This window comes from Streptomyces sp. NPDC016677, from assembly GCF_055562815.1.
Map to the genome: position 1 here is coordinate 1 of NZ_JBVHEO010000025.1, position 15,760 is coordinate 15,760.

Annotated in this window: 13 protein-coding genes, 1 rRNA gene and 1 riboswitch; of the genes, 13 read left to right on the top strand and 1 reads right to left on the bottom strand. The window is 70.3% G+C overall.

Annotation, left to right across the window (positions count from 1 at the left end):
- The 11 genes from rrf to ACZ3IG_RS34895 all read left to right on the top strand — a co-directional run.
- A 5S ribosomal RNA gene (gene rrf, locus ACZ3IG_RS34845) occupies window positions 1-91 on the top strand; the annotation flags it as partial.
- 109 nt (window positions 92-200) lie between these two features.
- The gene (locus tag ACZ3IG_RS34850) at window positions 201-809 is read left to right on the top strand and encodes a CDP-alcohol phosphatidyltransferase family protein (protein ID WP_403544566.1); all 609 of its coding nucleotides are present in this window, start codon (window positions 201-203) and stop codon (window positions 807-809) included.
- Window positions 810-925: 116 nt separating this feature from the next.
- Window positions 926-3,421, top strand: coding sequence for a sugar phosphate nucleotidyltransferase (locus ACZ3IG_RS34855; protein WP_467437177.1), 2,496 nt, complete (start codon window positions 926-928; stop codon window positions 3,419-3,421).
- 107 nt (window positions 3,422-3,528) lie between these two features.
- Entirely contained in the window at window positions 3,529-4,425 is an 897-nt protein-coding gene (locus ACZ3IG_RS34860) for a DUF881 domain-containing protein (RefSeq protein ID WP_467437178.1), read from the top strand.
- Window positions 4,422-4,754 (top strand): small basic family protein, encoded by a 333-nt coding sequence (locus ACZ3IG_RS34865; RefSeq protein ID WP_003977440.1) that lies wholly within the window; start codon window positions 4,422-4,424, stop codon window positions 4,752-4,754. The genes ACZ3IG_RS34860 and ACZ3IG_RS34865 overlap by 4 nt, the downstream gene beginning before the upstream one ends.
- Window positions 4,755-4,759: 5 nt before the next feature.
- The gene (locus ACZ3IG_RS34870; protein WP_467437179.1) at window positions 4,760-5,611 is read left to right on the top strand and encodes a DUF881 domain-containing protein; all 852 of its coding nucleotides are present in this window, start codon (window positions 4,760-4,762) and stop codon (window positions 5,609-5,611) included.
- Window positions 5,612-5,672: 61 nt separating this feature from the next.
- On the top strand, window positions 5,673-6,608 hold the full coding sequence (locus ACZ3IG_RS34875; protein WP_467437180.1) for an FHA domain-containing protein: 936 nt from the start codon (window positions 5,673-5,675) through the stop codon (window positions 6,606-6,608).
- Window positions 6,609-6,650: 42 nt separating this feature from the next.
- Complete coding sequence (gene ftsR, locus ACZ3IG_RS34880; RefSeq protein ID WP_467437181.1) at window positions 6,651-7,385, top strand: transcriptional regulator FtsR; 735 nt, start codon at window positions 6,651-6,653, stop codon at window positions 7,383-7,385.
- Between the two features lie 73 nt (window positions 7,386-7,458).
- Window positions 7,459-7,932, top strand: a complete 474-nt coding sequence (locus tag ACZ3IG_RS34885; RefSeq protein WP_188183535.1) for a bifunctional nuclease family protein — start codon at window positions 7,459-7,461, stop codon at window positions 7,930-7,932.
- Between the two features lie 160 nt (window positions 7,933-8,092).
- Window positions 8,093-8,776 carry a MerR family transcriptional regulator gene (locus ACZ3IG_RS34890; RefSeq protein ID WP_467437183.1) on the top strand — a complete coding sequence of 228 codons (684 nt, stop codon included), beginning with the start codon at window positions 8,093-8,095 and terminating at the stop codon, window positions 8,774-8,776.
- 60 nt (window positions 8,777-8,836) lie between these two features.
- Entirely contained in the window at window positions 8,837-10,252 is a 1,416-nt protein-coding gene (locus ACZ3IG_RS34895) for a DNA polymerase IV (RefSeq protein ID WP_467437184.1), read from the top strand.
- 279 nt (window positions 10,253-10,531) lie between these two features.
- On the opposite strand, the gene ACZ3IG_RS34900 is transcribed toward ACZ3IG_RS34895, so the two are convergent.
- Window positions 10,532-10,906, bottom strand: a complete 375-nt coding sequence (locus tag ACZ3IG_RS34900; protein ID WP_467437185.1) for a PRC-barrel domain-containing protein — start codon at window positions 10,904-10,906, stop codon at window positions 10,532-10,534.
- Between the two features lie 126 nt (window positions 10,907-11,032).
- A riboswitch (glycine riboswitch) is annotated at window positions 11,033-11,127 on the top strand.
- 181 nt (window positions 11,128-11,308) lie between these two features.
- Here ACZ3IG_RS34900 and gcvP point away from each other — a divergent pair.
- Window positions 11,309-14,194: an aminomethyl-transferring glycine dehydrogenase gene (gcvP, locus tag ACZ3IG_RS34905; protein ID WP_467437186.1), complete on the top strand. Its 2,886-nt coding sequence runs from the start codon at window positions 11,309-11,311 to the stop codon at window positions 14,192-14,194.
- Window positions 14,195-14,465: 271 nt separating this feature from the next.
- Complete coding sequence (locus tag ACZ3IG_RS34910) at window positions 14,466-15,758, top strand: extracellular solute-binding protein (protein ID WP_467437187.1); 1,293 nt, start codon at window positions 14,466-14,468, stop codon at window positions 15,756-15,758.
- The last annotated feature ends 2 nt before the right edge of the window (window positions 15,759-15,760 follow it).

Here is a 15,760-nt window from a genome sequence, read left to right on the forward strand (position 1 = left end):
GCCCGGTTACATTCCGAACCCGGAAGCTAAGCCTTACAGCGCCGATGGTACTGCAGGGGGGACCCTGTGGGAGAGTAGGACGCCGCCGAACAATTCTTAGAGCGCTGGCTCTTGGGCAGACTGCCCGAGGGCCAGCGCTTTTTTGCGTTGAGGTAAGGTCGGGGAGCATTGTTGGCTTATTTCATCCAGGAGGCCCCCGGGTGGAGGTCCAGGAGACCCGTGTCCAGACTGACCGGGTCCTCACCATCCCGAACATCCTCAGCATGGCCCGCCTCGTCGGCGTGCCCCTCTTCCTGTGGCTGATCCTCAGGCCCGAGTTCGGCGGCCCCAAGAGCGACGGCTGGGCGCTGCTGGTCCTGGCCCTCAGCGGAGTCAGCGACTACCTGGACGGCAAGCTCGCCCGGCGCTGGAACCAGATCAGCAGCCTCGGCCGGCTGCTGGATCCCGCGGCCGACCGGCTCTACATCCTCTCCACCCTGGTCGGGCTGACCTGGCGGGAGATTCTGCCGCTCTGGTTGACCGCTGTACTGCTGGCGCGCGAGCTGGTCCTGCTGGTCATGGTGGGCATCCTCAGGCGCCACGGCTATCCGCCGCCGCAGGTGAACTTCCTGGGGAAGGCCGCGACGTTCAACTTGATGTACGCCTTCCCGCTGCTGCTGCTCAGTGACGGCAGTGGATGGATCTCGTCACTCGCTGCTATTTTCGGATGGGCGTTCGCCGGATGGGGTACAACGCTGTATTGGTGGGCAGGAGTCCTCTACATGGTTCAGGTCCGCCGCTTGGTCCGCGCGGACACCATGGCCGATTGAACTCGCCCACTGTGCGGCCGTGACGGCCCCCGATGGCCCGTGCTGGAAAAGTGCGGGACAATCAAGGCGGGTGAAGTCGGTCAGACCGTCGTCTCTTAGAGGAGGACGCTTCCGACATGAAGGCCGTCGTGATGGCCGGAGGCGAAGGCACGCGCCTTCGTCCAATGACCTCGAGCATGCCCAAGCCGCTCCTGCCGGTGGCCAACCGGCCGATCATGGAGCACGTTCTGAGGCTGCTCAAAAGGCATGGGCTCAACGAGACCGTCGTCACCGTTCAGTTCCTGGCCTCCCTGGTCAAGAACTACTTCGGTGACGGTGAAGAGCTCGGAATGGAGCTCACCTATGCCAATGAGGAGAAGCCACTCGGTACCGCCGGAAGCGTCAAGAACGCCGAAGAGGCGTTGAAGGACGATGCCTTCCTCGTCATCTCCGGCGATGCGCTGACCGACTTCGACCTCACCGAGCTCATCAATTTCCACAAGGAGAAGGGCGCGCTGGTCACCGTCTGTCTGACGCGGGTGCCGAATCCGCTTGAATTCGGTATCACCATCGTCGACGAGGACGGGAAGGTCGAGCGCTTCCTGGAGAAGCCGACCTGGGGGCAGGTCTTCTCGGACACCGTGAACACCGGTATCTACGTCATGGAGCCGGAGGTCTTCGACTATGTCGAGGCCGATGTGTCCGTCGACTGGTCCGGCGATGTCTTCCCGCAGCTGATGAAGGAAGGCAAGCCGATCTACGGCTATGTCGCCGAGGGGTACTGGGAGGACGTCGGCACCCACGAGAGCTATGTGAAGGCCCAGGCGGACGTCCTGGAGGGCAAGGTCGACGTCGACATCGACGGCTTCGAGCTGTCGCCCGGAGTGTGGGTGGCCGAGGGCGCCGAAGTGCACCCCGACGCCGTGCTCCGCGGGCCGCTGTACGTCGGTGACTACGCCAAGGTCGAGGCCGGTGCCGAGATCCGGGAACACACCGTCATCGGGTCCAACGTCGTCGTGAAGAGCGGGGCCTTCCTGCACAAGGCCGTCGTGCACGACAACGTGTACGTCGGGCCGCACAGCAACCTGCGTGGCTGTGTCGTCGGCAAGAACACCGACATCATGCGTGCCGCGCGGATCGAGGACGGCGCGGTCATCGGTGACGAGTGCCTGGTCGGTGAAGAATCGATCGTTCAGGGCAATGTGCGGGTCTATCCGTTCAAGACCGTCGAGGCCGGCGCGTTCGTCAACACCTCGGTCATCTGGGAGTCGCGGGGGCAGGCGCATCTTTTCGGTGCGAGAGGCGTGTCCGGCATCCTGAACGTCGAGATCACGCCGGAACTCGCCGTGCGGCTCGCCGGTGCCTACGCGACGACCCTCAAGAAGGGCTCCACCGTCACCACCGCCCGCGACCACTCGCGAGGCGCGCGGGCGCTCAAGCGCGCGGTCATCTCCGCGCTGCAGGCCAGCGCCATCGACGTACGGGACCTGGAGAACGTACCGCTGCCCGTGGCGCGGCAGCAGACCGCGCGGGGAAGCGCCGGCGGCATCATGATCCGGACGACGCCCGGGGTACCGGACTCCGTCGACATCATGTTCTTCGACAGCCAGGGCGCCGACCTGTCCCAGGGCAGCCAGCGGAAGCTGGACCGGGTGTTCGCGCGGCAGGAGTACCGGCGGGCGTTCCCCGGGGAGATCGGTGACCTGCACTTCCCGGCCAGCGTTTTCGACTCGTACACCGGGTCGCTGTTGCGCAATGTCGACACGGCGGGGATCGCGGAGTCGGGGCTGAAGGTCGTCGTCGACGCGTCCAACGGAAGCGCCGGCCTGGTGCTGCCCAGTCTGCTGGGCAAGCTGGGTGTCGACTCGCTGACCATCAATCCCGGCCTCGACGAGTCCCGGCCGACCGAGTCGGCCGACATGCGGCGGTCCGGGCTGGTGCGGCTCGGTGAGATCGTGGCGTCCTCGCGGGCCGCGTTCGGCGTGCGGTTCGACCCGGTCGGTGAGCGGCTGTCGCTCGTCGACGAAAAGGGCCGGATCATCGAGGACGACCGGGCGCTGCTGGTGATGCTGGACCTGATCGCCGCCGAGCGGCGCAGCGGGCGGGTGGCGCTGCCGGTGACCACCACCCGGATCGCCGAGCAGGTGGCGGCGTACCACGGCACCCAGGTGGAGTGGACGACCACCTCGCCCGACGACCTCACGCGTGTGGGCGGCGAGGAAGGCACCATCTTCGGCGGTGACGGCAAGGGCGGGTTCATCGTCCCCGAGTTCAGCAGTGTCTACGACGGCACGGCGGCCTTCGTACGGCTGATCGGGCTGGTGGCGCGGACGCAGCTCACCCTGAGCCAGATCGACGCCCGGATCCCGAAGGCGCACGTCCTCAGGCGGGATCTGGCGACCCCGTGGGCCGTGAAGGGGCTCGTCATGCGGCGCGTCGTGGAGGAGGCGGGAGACCGCTCCGTGGACACCACCGACGGGGTGCGGGTCGTGGAGGCCGACGGGCGCTGGATCATGGTGCTGCCCGACCCGGCCGAGGCGGTCACCCACCTGTGGGCCGAGGGTCCCGACGACGCCTCCGCGCAGGCGCTGCTCGACGAGTGGTCGGCGGTCGTGGACAGCGCGGGCCGGTAAAACACGCAGTACGCGCGCGTGCCGGACAAGTGCCTCCAAGGGGGCCTGTCCGGCACGCCGGTGGGGCCGTTCGGAAGCAGAGGCGGCGGCGTGCGACGATGTGCGGCATGCCGCAGCAACCCCCCGTTCGGAGCACAGCCACGCGGCCCGCGCGCCCGGACGCGTCCATGTCGTTGCTCACCAACGTCATGGACCACAGCCTCGACGACGGTTACGCCGAGGCCGCGGCGCGCAAGCGGGCCGAGGGCACCGGAGGGCTGCCCAAGACGCTCAGGGCCAAGCTGGGCCTGGCCGCCGGGCTGGTGCTCGCCGCCCTGGTGGTGACCGTCGGAGCCGCCCAGGCACGGGTCGCCGCCCCGGCCGCCGCCAAGGAGCGCGAGGAACTGCTCGACCGCATCGACCAGGAGACCTCGGCGGCGGACGGCCTGGAGGACGACGTCGACGCGCTGCGCGCGGACGTGAGCGCGCGCCAGCGTGCGGCGCTCCAGCACACCGGGGACGGCGGACGGGGCGAGCTGGTCGGGATCCTGTCCGGGGCCGTCGCCGTGCGCGGGCCGGGGGTGAAGCTCGTGGTGAACGACGCCAAGGACGCCTCCACGGGCGGTGACGGCGAGCCGCGCGGGACCTCCGGGTTCTCCGACACCGGCCGGGTCCGCGACCGGGACCTGCAACGGGTCGTCAACGGGCTCTGGGCCTCGGGCGCCGAGGCGATCTCCATCAACGGGCAGCGGCTGACCGCGCTCTCCGCGATCAGGGCCGCGGGTGACGCGATACTGGTCGACAACAGGCCGCTGGTGCCTCCCTACACGGTGCTCGCCGTGGGGGACGGAAAGCGGCTCGGCACCCGCTTCGGGAACAGCGCCGACGGGCTGTATCTGAACGTGCTGAAGGAGAACTACGGCATCCGGGCCGGTATCTCCACGGAGGACGACCTCCGGCTGCCGGCCGCGCCGAGTGTGATCGTACGTACCGCACAACCGAAAACCGAGAAGGGCACATCGTGATCGCCGTACTGGGCCTCGTCGTGGGAGTCGTGGCCGGCCTGCTGGTCCGGCCGGAGGTTCCGGCCGCCGTCGAGCCTTATCTGCCGATCGCCGTGGTCGCGGCGCTGGACGCCGTGTTCGGCGGTCTGCGGGCGATGCTCGACGGCATCTTCGACGACAAGGTCTTCGTGGTGTCGTTCCTGTCGAACGTGGTCGTGGCCGCGCTGATCGTCTTCCTGGGCGACAAGTTGGGCGTCGGCGCCCAGCTGTCCACCGGTGTCGTGGTCGTGCTCGGCATCCGGATCTTCTCCAACGCCGCGGCGATCCGCCGGCACGTGTTCCGGGCGTGAGGCCGATGACCGCCGACGACGACGAGCAGCAGGGAAAGACCGGGAGCCGGCTCCGTGCCGAACTGCCTCGGGAGGTGGCGCCGGTCCCTCGGCCGAGCGCGCAGCAGGGACCGGCGGCTCGGCAGGAGGCAGGACCGACCGGCCGGCAGCGACTGGTGCAGGGGTTGTGGCCGCCGCGGGTGACCCGGGCTCAACTGATCGTCGCGCTGCTGCTGTTCGGCCTCGGTTTCGGCCTGGCCGTTCAGGTGGCGTCCAACAGCGACGGGGACAGCGCGCTGCGCGGCGCCCGGCAGGAAGATCTTGTCCGCATCCTCGATGAACTCGATGACCGTACGCAACGTCTTCAGGACGAGAAGCAGGGTCTCGAAGAGCAGCGCGACGAGCTGGAGAACAGCTCCGACCAGGCGGAGGAGGCCCGTAAGCAGACGATCGAGAAGGAGCGGCAACTCGGCGTCCTGGCGGGCACGGTGGCCGCGCAGGGGCCGGGCATCACGATGACGATCGCGGACACGAAGGGGACGGTCGAGGCGGACAGGCTGCTCGACGCGATCCAGGAACTGCGCGCCGCCGGCGCGGAGGCGATCCAGGTCAACGGGGTACGGGTCGTCGCCGGTACCTATCTGACCGACTCCGGTGACGGAGTGAGCGTCGACGGGAACAAGATCGACGCGCCCTATCGTTTCAAGGTCATCGGCAAGCCGCAGGACCTCGAACCCGCGCTGAACATCCCTGGGGGAGTGGTGCAGACTCTGGAGAAGGAACAGGCCACCGCTACTGTTGAGCGGTCGGGCGAGATCGTCGTGGACGCCTTGCGAGCGGCGAAGCGGCCTGACTACGCTCGGTCGTCCTCCGAGTGAACCGGGGGCGCATGGGCGCTGTCCGGCGGGGGCATGAGGTTGCGGGGGGTCGGCGCACCGAATGGGTGGTGCGTGGTGGAAACTGTCTGGTGGAGACGGACGTTGTCAGGATGTCCGGGTCGGCCAGTACGTTCAGTCAGGGTTCGTCCTGCCCCACGGGCGGGTCTGTTTCGGTCAAGGGGAATCGCCCGTGAAGTTGTTTGCGAAGTTGTTCGGCAAGAGCGCGCGAGAGAGCGGCGAGAACGCGACCGCTCGCCATCGCGCGCAGCCCGGCGCGGAGGGCCAGCGTCCACTGTTCCGCGACCAGGTGGGTGGTCAGGGCGCGCCGTCTGTTGACCCTGCGCAGTCCGGCGGCATAGGTTTCGGGCAACCGTCGACCTCAAGTACGGGTTCAGGGTTCGGCCCCGGTCCGTACGCGTCCAACACCCCGGCGGGACAGCCGCCGCAGGAGGATCCGTCCATGTCGGCCCTGGTGTGTACGAGGTGCGGTAACCGCAACGCGGAGAACAGCCGCTTCTGCTCCAACTGCGGCGCGCCGCTGCGGGCCGGGGCGCACCCGGAGCGTCCCTCGGAGACGACGTCCACGATCTCGATCTCCGGCCTGGAGGCCTACGACGCCGAGGTCACCGGACAGACGCAGATGCCGACGCTCTCCCCGGAGGCGCAGGCCGCCGTGGAGGCGCTGCCGCTGGGCTCGGCGCTGCTGGTCGTGCGCCGGGGTCCGAACTCGGGCAGCCGGTTCCTGCTGGACGGGGAGCTGACCACGGCCGGGCGGCACCCGCAGAGCGACATCTTCCTGGACGACGTGACCGTCTCCCGCCGGCACGTGGAGTTCCGCCGGCAGCCGGACGGGTCGTTCACCGTCGCCGACGTGGGCAGCCTCAACGGCACGTACGTCAACCGGGAGCGGATCGACGAGGTCGCGCTGTCCAATGGCGACGAGGTGCAGATCGGCAAGTACCGGCTGGTCTTCTACGCGAGCCAGCGGGGCTACTGAGCCGCCCCGGGCTCCGTCCGGGGAGATCCCCAGGGAAGGGCCATGCTGCAAACACCGAGCGGTGGTGCCGGTCACGGCACCACCGCCACGGATGGACTGATGAGCATCGGCGCGGTGCTGAACGTGCTGCGCGACGAGTTCCCCGACATCACGATCTCGAAGATCCGTTTCCTGGAGTCGGAAGGGCTCGTGGAGCCGCGGCGGACGCCCGCCGGATACCGCAAGTTCAGCGCCCGTGACGTCGAGCGGCTCGGGCATGTCCTGCGGATGCAGCGGGACCACTATCTGCCGCTCAAGGTGATCCGCGAGCACCTGGACGCCATGGAGCGCGGGGAAGCGGTGCCGCTGCCCACGCTGGGGCGGCAGCGCGACGGGGAGGCGGCGCCCGAGCCCTCCGCCGGGGCCGCGCCGGCTCGGATCGGGCGGGAGGAACTGCTCGCCGCCGCCGGGATAGAGGAACGGCAGCTCGACGAGTGGGAGGCGTACGGGCTGATCGCGCCGCTGCCCGACGGAGCCTATGACGCGGAGACGGTGACCGTGGCCACTCTCGTGGTGGAGCTGGGACGGTCCGGGATCGAACCGCGGCACCTGAGGGTGATGAAGGCCGCCGCCGACCGGGAGGCCGGGCTGGTGGACCAGGTGGTGGCCCCGCTCAAGCGCCATCGGAACCCGCAGACCAGGGCACACGCGGAGGCCCGTACCAAGGAGCTGGCGGCGCTCGCGGTGAAGCTGCACGCGGCGCTGGTGCAGACCGCTCTCGGGGTGCGGCTGCCCTGAGGAGGGACCCGGATCGGTCACCCGTTCCCGGCCCGACTACCCAAACGTCCCGGGCACGGCCTAGGGTTGCTGTGTGAACGAGCTCGATGTCGTAGGTGTCCGGGTCGAGATGCCCTCCAACCAACCGATCGTGCTGCTGCGTGAAGTGGGAGGAGACCGTTACCTCCCCATCTGGATCGGTCCCGGGGAGGCGACGGCGATCGCCTTCGCCCAGCAGGGCATGGCTCCCGCACGGCCGCTGACCCACGACCTGTTCAAGGACGTGCTGGAAGCCGTCGGCCAGGAGCTCACCGAAGTGCGCATCACCGACCTGCGGGAAGGTGTCTTCTACGCGGAGCTGGTCTTCGCCAGCGGGGTCGAGGTGAGCGCCCGGCCGTCCGACGCCATAGCGCTGGCGCTGCGCACCGGGACGCCGATCTTCGGCAGTGACACGGTGCTGGACGACGCCGGTATCGCGATCCCGGACGAGCAGGAGGACGAGGTGGAGAAGTTCCGCGAGTTCCTCGACCAGATTTCGCCGGAGGACTTCGGCAGCAGCAATCAGTGACAGCCGTCCGAAAAGGACATTCGGCTAGCCTTTCCCCACGAGAGGGCACGGCAAACCACTCTTAGGGTGATTATCACTCGGCGTGCCGAGTGTGGCGATCGTTGACGCACCCTTGGTGACTGCCTACCTTCGAGGAGGCAGGTCAAGGACGGAGGTCGGCGTGAGAAGCAGCGGCGACGGTACGGTGGGGCGTGTTCCGGCACGCGGTCTCGGGGCGAGCGCTCCGTACCCTCCCGAGGGTTCTCGGATTCGTCCGGGCGGAGGATGCCCGCAGCCCGGCGGTACGGCCGACCACGCCCCGCGGCGGCCCGCGGTGGTGCCGAGCGGCGAAGGGGCGGCGTCCATGGCGTCCGAGCAGATCGGTTACCGGGGGCCCACGGCCTGCGCGGCCGCCGGTATCACCTACCGGCAGCTCGACTACTGGGCCCGTACCGGACTCGTCGAACCGAGCGTGCGGCCGGCCCACGGGTCCGGGACGCAGCGTCTGTACAGCTTCCGTGACGTGGTCGTCCTGAAGATCGTCAAGAGGTTCCTCGACACCGGCGTGTCGCTGCAGAACATCCGGACCACCGTCCAGCACCTCAGGGAGAGCGGGTTCCGCGACCTGGAGCGGATGACGCTCATGAGCGACGGCGCGACGGTCTACGAGTGCACCTCGCCCGACGAGGTGCACGCCCTGCTCCAGGGCGGCCAGGGGATCTTCGGGATCGCCGTCGGCGTGGTGTGGCGGGACGTGGAGGGCGCCCTGTCGCAGCTGCACGGGGAGCGGGTCGACACGGGCGAGACCCTCGTCGGCCACAACCCGGCGGACGAGCTGGCCCGGCGGCGCAACCGGGCGGTCTGAGCCCACGCGGGCGTACCGCGGGCGGGGCCGTTGTCAGTGGCGTAGGGCAGCATCGGAGATGTGAGAACCGCGCCCACGATCCTGCATCTCGACATGGACGCCTTCTACGCCTCGGTGGAGCAGGCGTCGAAGCCGAGCCTGCGCGGGAAAGCCGTCGTGGTGGGCGGGCTGGGGCCGCGTGGCGTGGTGGCGACGGCCTCCTACGAGGCACGGGTCCACGGCGTCCACTCGGCGATGCCCATGGCCCAGGCCCGACGGCTCGCGCCCAACGCCGCCTATCTCGTACCGCGCTTCCAGCTGTACCGGGCGGTCAGCGAGCAGGTGATGGGGCTGCTGCGGGCGCTGTCGCCGCTGGTGGAGCCGCTGAGCCTGGACGAGGCGTTCGTGGACCTGGAGGCCGGCGGGGCCGCCTGGGACGCGGAGTCGGCGCGGCTGACCGGGACACGGCTGCGGGCGGACATCCGGGCCGTCACCGGGCTCACGGGCTCGGTGGGGCTCGCCGCGTCCAAGATGCTCGCCAAGATCGCCTCCGAGGACGCCAAGCCCGACGGGCTGGTGCTGATCGAGCCCGGCACCGAGCGGGACCTGCTCGCGCCGAAGTCGGTGCGGATCCTGCCCGGCGTGGGCCCGGCGACCGGCGATCACCTGCGGCGGGCCGGCATGACCACGGTCGGGGAGCTGGCCGAGGCGGGCGAGGACGAGCTGGTCCGGCTGCTGGGCAAGGCGCACGGACACGCGCTGTACGCGATGGCGCTGGCACACGACGAGCGGCCCGTGGTGGCCGAGCGGGAGGCCAAGTCGGTGTCAGTGGAGGACACCTACGACGTGGACATCCACGACCGCACCCGGGTCGGTCTGGAGGTGCGGCGGCTGGCCGGCCGGTGTGTGCGGCGGCTGCGCGACGCGGGGCTGTCCGGGCGCACCATCGTGCTGAAGGTACGGCGTTACGACTTCTCCACCCTGACCCGGTCCGAGACGCTGCGCGGGCCCACGGACGACCCGGCGGTGGTCGCGGAGGCGGCGGCGCGGCTGCTGGACGCCGTGGACACCACCGGCGGGGTGCGGCTGCTCGGCGTCGGGGTCACCGGGCTGGCCGACTACACGCAGGAGGACCTGTTCGCGCAGGCGGCCGGGGAGCGGGCGGAGGCGGAGGAGCCGGCTCAGCCGTCGGCGCCGGCCGAGGAGACCGACCGGCGCGGGCCCGCCGAGCCCGACCTCCCGCCCGCCGAGCGCCGCTGGCCGTCGGGGCACGACGTACGGCACGCCGTGTACGGGCACGGGTGGGTGCAGGGCAGCGGTCTGGGGCGGGTCACGGTGCGCTTCGAGACGCCGCTGTCGACCCGGCCGGGGCGGGTGCGGACCTTCCGGACCGACGATCCGGAGCTGGAGCCGGCGGAACCGCTGCCGTTGGTGGAGCGAAGACCCTCGGCTGCCGCCGGTCCGGTGGACGCGGTGGGGCCGTCCGGTGCGGGGTGACGGTCGGGCGGCGTGGGCGCGGGCGGCCTCGCCGGCCGTGCCGGAGGAGCGGGAGGAGCAGGGGCGGTCGGCGCCTGCCGGGGCCGGCGGCGCGCGCCGTGGACGCCGCGGAAGGCGCCGAGGTGCCGGGGCGGGTCGGCCGGACGCCCGCGAGCCGCGTTGATCCCGAAGGAGCGGTGCCACTCATCGTCGCTGGTCCCCCGCGCGGGCCAGGCGGGTGGCCGACGCCGCCACGTCCGGCGGCTCGGCGGTGACGGACGCGCCCCGTACCCGTACGCCTCAGGTCGTCTCCTCCTGGCCCGCCAGCTTGCCGAAGTCGCGGTCGGGCAGGGGGGACGGGGCGGCGATGTCGAGGCCGTAGTGGTGGTAGAGCTGGAGTTCCTGTTCCGGGGAGAGGTGGCGGCCGACGCCGAAGTCGGGGGCCTCCTTGATCAGCGCGCGGTCGAAGGGCACCCGCAGCGTGCCGTCGACCAGTTCGCTGGGCTCCAGGGGGACGAAGGCGTCCCGGCCGAAGAGGCCGGTGCGTATGGCCGCCCATTCGGGTACGCCGGTGGCGTCATCGAGGTAGACCTCGTCGACGGTGCCGATCCTCGTGCCGTTGCGGTCGAACGCCTTGCGGCCGATCAGGTTGCGCGGGTCGATGTCGGTACGCACGGGCCCTCCAGGTGGTCGCCAACCATCCGGTACATCATCCGTAAGCACTACAAAAGAGCACATTCGGATGTGCGGCCACTCGAAAGACCGTGCGTGGGCCTCGCTGGTAGGCTGGCGAGCGGCTGCTGACCCCGTGCGGGAGAGTCCTCCGGATACATCGGAGGCGCCGAAGGAGCAAATCCTCCCCGGAATCTCTCAGGCCCACGTACCGCACGGACGAGGTCACTCTGGAAAGCAGAGCGGGTGTCGACGGCTTCCGCTCTCACCGACGGTGAAAGCCGGGACGGCCCGACAGGATCCCGGTGAAGCTCTCAGGTCGAGATGACAGAGGGGGAGGCCGTCGGGGCACCCGTGCCGTGGGTGTCCCTCGCAGGTCGCGTCAGACCAGGAGGCCTCCGCACCATGACAGCCCACCGCACTCCGCTCTCCGAGCTCGAACAGGGAATTCCGTTCGAGCAGCGTCACATCGGCCCCGACCACGAGGCCCGGGCCAAGATGCTCGCCCAGGTCGGGTACGGCTCGCTCGACGAGCTGACGTCCGCCGCCGTGCCGGACGTGATCAAGAGCGCCGGCGCACTGGACCTGCCCCGGGCGCGCACGGAGGCCGAGGTGCTGGCCGAACTGCGCGCGCTGGCCGACCGCAACCAGGTGCTCGACTCGATGATCGGGCTCGGGTACCACGGCACGTTCACGCCGCCCGTGATCCTGCGCAACGTCATGGAGAACCCGGCCTGGTACACCGCGTACACGCCCTACCAGCCGGAGATCTCCCAGGGGCGCCTGGAGGCGCTGCTCAACTTCCAGACCATGGTGGCCGAGCTGACCGGGCTGCCGACCTCCGGGGCCTCGCTGCTCGACGAGGGCACGGCCGCCGCCGAGGCGATGGCGCTGTCGCGGCGGATGGGGAAGAACAAGAAGGGGCTGTTCCTGGTCGACGCGGACGCGCTGCCGCAGACCATCGCCGTGATCCGGACGCGGGCCGAACCGACCGGCGTCGAGGTCGTCGTCGCCGACCTCGCCGAGGGCATCCCGGCTCAGGTCGCGGAGCGGGAGATCAACGGCGTACTGATCCAGTACCCGGGCGCCTCCGGTGCCGTACGCGACATCAAGCCGGTGATCGACCGGGCGCACGAGCTGGGCGCGCTGGTCACCGTCGCCGCCGATCTGCTCGCGCTGACGCTGCTGAAGTCGCCCGGTGAGCTGGGCGCCGACATCGCGGTGGGCACGACCCAGCGGTTCGGGGTGCCGATGGGCTTCGGCGGACCGCACGCCGGCTACATGGCCGTACAGGAGAAGATGGCGCGCAGCCTGCCCGGGCGGCTGGTGGGCGTCTCCGTGGACGCCGACGGGAACCGGGCCTACCGGCTGGCCCTGCAGACCCGCGAGCAGCACATCCGCCGCGAGAAGGCCACCAGCAACATCTGCACCGCGCAGGTGCTGCTCGCCGTCATGGCCGGGATGTACGCCGTGTACCACGGTCCCGAGGGGCTGCGCGGCATCGCCCGGCGCACCCACCGGTACGCCGCCGTCCTCGCCGCGGGGCTCGCGGCGGGCGGTGTCGAGATCGTCCACGGCGACTACTTCGACACGGTCACGGCACGGGTGCCCGGGCGGGCCGCCGAGATCGTCGCCGCGGCCCGGCAGAACGGGGTCAACCTGCGGCTCGTCGACGCCGACCACGTCTCGATGGCCTGCGACGAGACGACCACGCGCGCGCAGATCGGCGGGGTGTGGAACGCGTTCGGGGCCGAGGGCGACATCGAGGCGCTGGACGCGGCGACCGGGGACGCGCTGCCCGAGGGGCTGCTGCGCACCGACGAGTTCCTGACCCACCCCGTCTTCCACCAGCACCGCTCCGAGACCGCGATGCTGCGCTACCTGCGCCGGCTGGCCGACCGGGACTACGCGCTGGACCGCGGCATGATCCCGCTGGGCTCCTGCACCATGAAGCTCAACGCGACGACCGAGATGGAGCCGGTGACCTGGCCCGAGTTCGGGCAGCTGCACCCCTTCGCCCCCGCCGAGCAGGCGCAGGGCTACCTCACGCTCATCCGCGAGCTGGAGGAGCGGCTGGCCGAGGTCACCGGGTACGACAAGGTCTCGCTCCAGCCCAACGCCGGGTCGCAGGGCGAGCTGGCCGGCCTGCTCGCCGTACGCGGATACCACCGCGCCAACGGCGACGAGCAGCGGACCGTCTGCCTGATCCCGTCCTCCGCGCACGGCACCAACGCCGCCAGCGCCGTCATGGCCGGGATGAAGGTCGTCGTCGTCAAGACCGCCGAGGACGGCGAGATCGACGTCGAGGACCTGCGGGCCAAGATCGAGCAGCACCGCGACGAGCTGGCGGTGCTGATGATCACGTATCCGTCCACGCACGGTGTCTTCGAGGCGCACGTCGCCGACATCTGCGCGGCCGTGCACGACGCGGGCGGCCAGGTGTACGTGGACGGCGCCAACCTCAACGCCCTGGTCGGCCTCGCCCGGCCGGGCCACTTCGGCGGCGACGTCTCCCACCTCAACCTGCACAAGACGTTCTGCATCCCGCACGGCGGCGGCGGTCCCGGCGTCGGCCCGGTGGGCGTACGGGAGCACCTCGCGCCGTACCTGCCCAACCATCCGCTCCAGCCCGCGGCCGGCCCGCAGACCGGCGTGGGGCCCATCTCGGCGGCCCCCTGGGGCTCGGCGGGCATCCTGCCCATCTCCTGGGCTTACGTCCGTCTGATGGGCGGCGAGGGGCTCAAGCGGGCCACGCAGGTGGCGGTGCTGTCCGCCAACTACGTCGCCAAGCGCCTGGAGCCGCACTACCCGGTGCTGTACACGGGGCCGCACGGGCTGGTCGCGCACGAGTGCGTCATCGACCTGCGGCCGCTGACCAAGGCGACCGGCGTGAGTGTCGACGACGTCGCCAAGCGGCTGATCGACTACGGCTTCCACGCGCCGACGATGTCGTTCCCGGTGGCCGGGACGCTGATGATCGAGCCGACGGAGTCCGAGGACCTGACCGAGCTGGACCGTTTCTGCGACGCGATGATCGCCATCCGCGCGGAGATCGAGAAGGTCGGCTCGGGCGAGTGGCCCGCGGACGACAACCCGCTGCGGGGCGCCCCGCACACCGCCGCCGCGCTGGCCGGCGAGTGGGAGCACGCGTACGCCCGCGAGGAGGCCGTCTTCCCGGCCGGGGTGTCGGCCGCCGACAAGTACTGGCCGCCGGTGCGCCGCATCGACCAGGCCTTCGGTGACCGGAACCTGGTCTGCTCCTGCCCGCCGCTGGAGGCGTACGAGGACTGAGCAGGACACGAGAAGGGGCCCCGCCGACCGGCGGGGCCCCTTCTGTTTGCGTCACGCCGGGAGTTGCGTCAGGCCGGAAGTTCCGTCAGGCCGGGAGCGTAAAGGTTCGCGGTATGAGTCGAATGTTTCGCCTCTCCGGGTGGCTCGGCTCCGACGAGGACAGATTCGTTGTGTACAAGGGGTTGCCACCGATTACGCGTGGTCCTTAGGGTGCGGCAGCAACGCAGCTTTCTGGATTGTCTCCGAAACTTTCGCACTCAAGGAGCACATCATGGGCGACCCGGCACTGTCCCGCCGCGGGTTCCTGGCGGCCTCGGCCGCGGCCGGTCTGGGCATGACGGCACTGAGCGGCTGCGGCGGTGACTCGGACGAAGGGGCGTCCGGGACCACCACCATCGAGTGGTGGAACATCTCCACGACCCAGCCGACGAAGGACGTCTGGGCGGCCCTCGCCAAGAAGTTCGAGGCACAGAACCCCAACGTCAAGATTAAGATCGTCCAGCTGGAGAACGACGCCTACAAGTCGAAGATGACGGCGCTCATCGCCTCCGGGAAGCTCCCGGACATCTTCCACACCTGGGGCGGCGGAGTCCTCAAGCAGCAGGTCGACGCGGGGCTCGTCGAGGATCTCACCGACCGCACCAAGGAGTGGTCCGACGGCATGCTCCCGGTCGCGAAGGAGCCGTACCTGATCGACGACAGGCTCTACGGCATCCCGTTCGACAGCGGCATGGTCGGCTTCTGGTACAACAAGGCGCTCTTCAAGAAGGCCGGCATCACCGCGCCGCCCACCACCTGGAGCGGCTTCCTGGACGCCGTACGGGCGCTGAAGTCGGAGAACATCACGCCCATCGCCCTGGCCGGCAAGGAGAAGTGGCCCGGCATGTACTACTGGGCCTACCTCGCGATGCGGGTCGGCGGTGCCGAGGCCGTGCAGAAGGCCGCCGACGACAAGGACTTCACCGGCGCCGCGTTCGTCCAGGCCGGGCAGCACCTGAAGGAACTGGCCGGGCTCCGGCCGTTCCAGAAGGGCTTCCTCGGCGCCGCCTACTCCGCCCCCAACGGGCAGGCCGCCGCCGTCGGCAACGGCAAGGCGGCGATGGAGCTGATGGGTCAGTGGGCCCCGGTGGTGCAGGCCGACTCGGGCAAGGGGCTCGGGGACGACCTCGGCTTCTTCCCGTTCCCGGCGGTCGAGGGCGGCAAGGGTGCCCTCACCGAGGTGTTCGGCGGGGCCAACGGGCACGCCCTGCGCAGGGACGCCCCGCAGGCGGCCGTCGACTTCCTGAAGTTCTTCGCCTCCGCGGCCACCGACCGGGAGCTGGTCACCAAGACCGGTGTCCTGCCCGTGGTCCCGGCCGCCGAGAGCGCCCTGACCGACGCCGACCTGAAGGCCGTACAGCAGCAGTTGAAGGGGGCCACGGGCTTCCAGCTCTACCTCGACCAGGCCTACGCGCCCGCCGTCGGCCAGGAGGTCAACGACAGCGTCGCCGCGCTCATCGCCGGCTCCAAGTCCCCCGAGCAGGTCGCCGAGTCGGTCACCAAGGTCGCGAAGGAAGAGCAGTAACC